Below are 4,102 nucleotides of genomic sequence, written 5' to 3'. Positions count from 1 at the left end.
GCTTTGGAATGGGGCATCGAAGGTATCCGCGTGAATTCGGTTCGCCGGGGTTCATCGAGGGGACCGAAGGGGCAAAGCGTCTGGCTCCGACGCCCGAGGCGGAAAAGATGTTTCTGGCGGACGTTCCCCTTGGGCGCTGGGGAACACTTCAAGATGTCGCCAATGCCTGCCTGTTTCTGGCATCCGACATGGCCGGTTATATCAGCGGAACAGTCCTGTCGGTGGATGGCGCCCTGTACCAGCGCGGATCAGGGTGACCGGGTCAGATGATCGGTCAGATGCTGAGGGGCTCAAAACGCAAATCTTGATCTGCCATGCTCAATTGGTGGTTTCCAGCCCAACCGGTTTTCCCACGACGGTGAAATGCAAACCTTCGGGGTCCAGCAATTCGCGCGCGACGCGATTGACATCATCGAGTGTTACCGCATTCACCTGATCGTTGCGGGTGGTGATATAGTCGATGGGCAATCCCTCCATCTGCATGCCCACCATGATCCCCGCAATCTGGCCGTTGCCGTCAAATCGCAAGGGATAGGCTCCGGTCAGATAGGTTTTGGCATCGGACAATTCTTTCTGGGTAACGCCCTCAACGGCAGCGCGTTTCCATTCGGCCGAAATCACCTCGATCGCCTCGGCTATCCGGTCATTGGCCGATGCAACCGAACCCATATAAACCGAGGCGAGATCCTTGGGCACCAGATAGGAATAGACGCCATAGGTCAGGCCGCGCTTTTCGCGAACCTCCTGCATCAGCCGGCTTTCGAATCCACCACCACCAAGTATGTGATTCAGCAGATAGGCCGCAAAGAAATCGGGATCGTCCCGGTCCATGCCTTTTTGTGCAAACAAGGCCACTGACTGCGGCGTGTCGAAATCGACGACACTGACGCCGCCAGAGATGCTGACTTCGGCCTTTCCTGGGATAGGTGTTCCGGTTTCGGGCAGACCGGAAATCAGCTTGTCCAGCAGCGCGCCAAGCTCTTCGGGAGTGATATCGCCGACCGCCCCAACGTAAAGACGGTCTTTGGCGAACACGCCTTCATAGGCCGCAACGATATCATCGCGGGTAAGAGAGGACACGCTTTCCAGCGTTCCTTTACCGTCGGCACCATAAGGATGATCGCCATAGGCCATCTTGGCAAAGTTGAGACCGGCAATGTCGTTAGGATCTTTTTCATCTGACCTAAGACCCGACAGAACCTGCGCCCGTACCCGGTCGATGGCCGTCTGACCAAAACGCGGTTCGTGGATTGTGGTGTGCAACAGATCGATGACGTCATCGCGGTTTTCAGTCAGGAACCGCGCCGAGATCGCCACGGAATCATCCGTCGCCTGGTAGGAAAACGAAGCCGCCAGCGATTCAAGCGCCCGCGCATAGGTCTGCGCATCCATGTCGCCGGCGCCTTCCTCCAACAACCCGCTCATCAGATAGACTGCGCCACGCTTTTCGGGGTTGTCCAGCGACGTTCCTCCGCGAAACCGCAACTCCAGCGCGGTAAACGGGATGGAGTGATCTTCGACCAACCAAGCCTTGATACCCTTGGGCGACGTGACTTCTTGTATCTGGATCTCCGCCCAGGCGGGCAGAGCAATGAAGACTGCTATCACGGCTGCAAAGAAAGCTCTCATTGCGTCACCTCCCCGTCTCGCATTAACCAACCTGTCACGGATGTTTCGGACCGCAGCACATCACGCGCAGCGGCGACGATGTCTTCGCCGGTTACGGCTTGAAGGATATCCGGCCACACCTGCACGTCCTCGACCGTCAGGCCGCTGGTCAGCGCGGCGCCGTACCGATTGCCTATGCCATCCACATTGTCGCGCTCATAGACCAAAGCGGCGCGCAGTTGCATCTTGATCCGATCCAAGTCTTCCTGCTTGACTCCTTCGGCAATGAAATCAGCAATTGCGTGATCCATCGCCTCTTCTGCCTCTTGCAACGAAACGCCTTCTGCCGGAACAACAATGAAATCAAAGCTGGTGTCGTCCAGCGAGACATCCTTGTAAAACGCGCTGGCATAAACTGCTTTTTGCGTTTCGAACTGCAGTTTTTCGTTCAGATAGGATGTGGTTCCACCGCCCAGCAACTCTGCCAGCATGAACAGCGCTGCGGCCTTTTCCTGATTTCCGGCATCCCGTTCGGGAGCAAGATAGCTGCGTTGAACATAAGGTTGCGACACACGAGGGTCTTTGTAGATCAACCGGCGTTCAGCGGTTTGCGGCGGCTCTTGCGAACGCATTCTGTCCGGAAGGTCCGGGTTGGCCGGAATTGCACCATAGTACTTTTCGGCCAGGTCTTCGACCTCATCCGGGTTGATGTCGCCCGTCACCACGAGGACCGCGTTATTGGGAGAATAGTAGGTCTGATAGAAGGACAACGCATCCTCCAGATCCAGCTCCTCCATCTCGTGCTTCCAACCAATGATCGGCACGCCGTAGCGGTGGTTGAGATACTGGCTGGCATTCATCTGTTCGCCGAACAGGGCACGGGGGTTGTTCTCGGTGCGCTGGTTGCGCTCTTCCAGGATCACGCCGCGTTCTGTTGCTATATCCTGCTCAGTCAGGCGGATGTTGCGCATCCGATCCGACTCCATCCGCATCATCAACTCCAGCCGATCCGCTGCAACCCGTTGATAATACGCCGTGTAGTCGTATGAGGTGAAGGCATTGTCGGTACCGCCATTGGCCGCCACGGTTGCCGAAAACTCGCCGGCCTTCAAGGTGTCTGTGGCCTTGAACAGCAAATGCTCCAGAAAATGCGCAACCCCTGACGATCCGACCGGTTCGTCTGCCGACCCGGCCCTGTACCAGACAGTGTGCTGAACCACGGGTGCGCGGTGATCTTCAATCACCACCACATCCATGCCGTTGTCCAGCGTAAAGGTCGTGACCGCTTCCCGCCCCGTCTCGGCGGATAGCGGGGTTGCGGAAAGCAGGGCGGCTGACAGCGCCAATGCCCGGACCATGCGACGTCCTCCGTGTCGTTACAGGTGTCAACCTACGATGGCGACGCGCGGGTTCAAGAGAGATGACAGAAAGTTAAGAATTATTCATTGAACGGCGGTGGTGCCGATGGTGTGGCATAGCCCTGTCGCCGCAACGCATCGTTCTGAACATCGGGGTCGATTGACTGACTGCGATAGGCCTGCTCGTACCGGTCGACCGGGAGCAAGCGGAGGCTTGAAAGGCGACCCTGACGCTCGCGGAATCGGGCGTCTTCCTCCTGCACAACCTGTCTGGTATTCGCGGGTACACCGTACCGGCTCGATGCCGTTATGAGTGCCGCGTCGGATGAGGGAATGGCTGTTGCGTTTAATGCCGCGGCGCTGCCTCCAAGGGCGACGATTCCATCTTCAACCGGATTCGGGTCCGTCAGGTTGCCGCCACCAGGCGTCGGGGCCGGCAAGTATTGATAATCCTTGGGCGAAGTCAGCGGTTTGACTGGCAGCACCGCAAACTCATCCGGGCCCGGTCCCTGCGCACGGATATTCTTGAGCCCATTGTTCGCACATCCCGTCAAAGCGACGGCAGCAGTCACAACGATTATCGCCAGCGGCATCCGCATGGTTATCTCCAGCCTGTTTCAGGCGCTTTTAGCCCATTTCGTTCAGCCCGTCACGGGGCCTTTTTGCCATCCAGCATCACAAGGCCAACAGCGCCCGCAAAGATGAATACATCGGCGATGTTGAAAACAAAGGGGTTTTGAATGCCGCAGCAGGACATATTCAGGAAATCCTGAACATACCCGAAAACCAGGCGATCCACCACGTTGCCCAAGGCACCGCCAATCAACAGCCCACCGCTGACCAGCATGAGTTTCGACCGTACCCCTCGGCGCAACCAGATCATAACAACGGCACAGATTACGAGTGATAGGCCAATCAGGAGCCAGCGACCAGCATCGCCGTCGCCTTGGAACAGCCCGAAATTGATACCCCGATTTTCACCATAGCGGAAAACAAGCAGTGGCGGCAGCACGTCAATGCTGCCGCGATGGGCCACATCCATGACATGAACGACCAGAAACTTGCTGAACTGGTCAGCCAGCAAAGCCAGTGCCGTGGCCCAGAGAAGAAGACGGAAACGCATCAATGCCGGAAAT

General features: G+C 57.3%; 5 protein-coding genes. 1 reads left to right on the top strand and 4 read right to left on the bottom strand.

Features of this window, described 5'->3' with window-relative positions; translation table 11 throughout:
* A partial coding sequence (locus AC2FNB_RS20570; RefSeq protein WP_496748622.1) for an SDR family oxidoreductase occupies window positions 1-257 on the top strand: 257 nt, incomplete at its 5' end.
* A 61-nt stretch (window positions 258-318) separates the two neighbouring features.
* Here the strand turns inward: AC2FNB_RS20570 and AC2FNB_RS20565 are convergent.
* The 4 genes from AC2FNB_RS20565 to lspA all read right to left on the bottom strand — a co-directional run bounded on the left by AC2FNB_RS20565 (window position 319) and on the right by lspA (window position 4,089).
* Window positions 319-1,629, bottom strand: a complete 1,311-nt coding sequence (locus AC2FNB_RS20565; RefSeq protein ID WP_480750292.1) for a M16 family metallopeptidase — start codon at window positions 1,627-1,629, stop codon at window positions 319-321.
* Window positions 1,626-2,966, bottom strand: coding sequence for a M16 family metallopeptidase (locus AC2FNB_RS20560; RefSeq protein WP_496748621.1), 1,341 nt, complete (start codon window positions 2,964-2,966; stop codon window positions 1,626-1,628). The genes AC2FNB_RS20565 and AC2FNB_RS20560 overlap by 4 nt, the downstream gene beginning before the upstream one ends.
* Before the next feature lie 80 nt (window positions 2,967-3,046).
* A complete protein-coding gene (locus tag AC2FNB_RS20555; protein WP_496748620.1) occupies window positions 3,047-3,565 on the bottom strand; it encodes a DUF3035 domain-containing protein in 519 nt (172 codons plus the stop codon).
* Window positions 3,566-3,615: 50 nt separating this feature from the next.
* Entirely contained in the window at window positions 3,616-4,089 is a 474-nt protein-coding gene (lspA, locus tag AC2FNB_RS20550; protein ID WP_496748623.1) for a signal peptidase II, read from the bottom strand.
* Window positions 4,090-4,102 lie beyond the last annotated feature (13 nt).

It is taken from the genome of Ruegeria sp. BHSB058, from assembly GCF_059613285.1.
The sequence above is the reverse complement of the archived record's forward strand: the minus strand, read 5'-3'. Positions and strand labels throughout refer to the sequence as shown.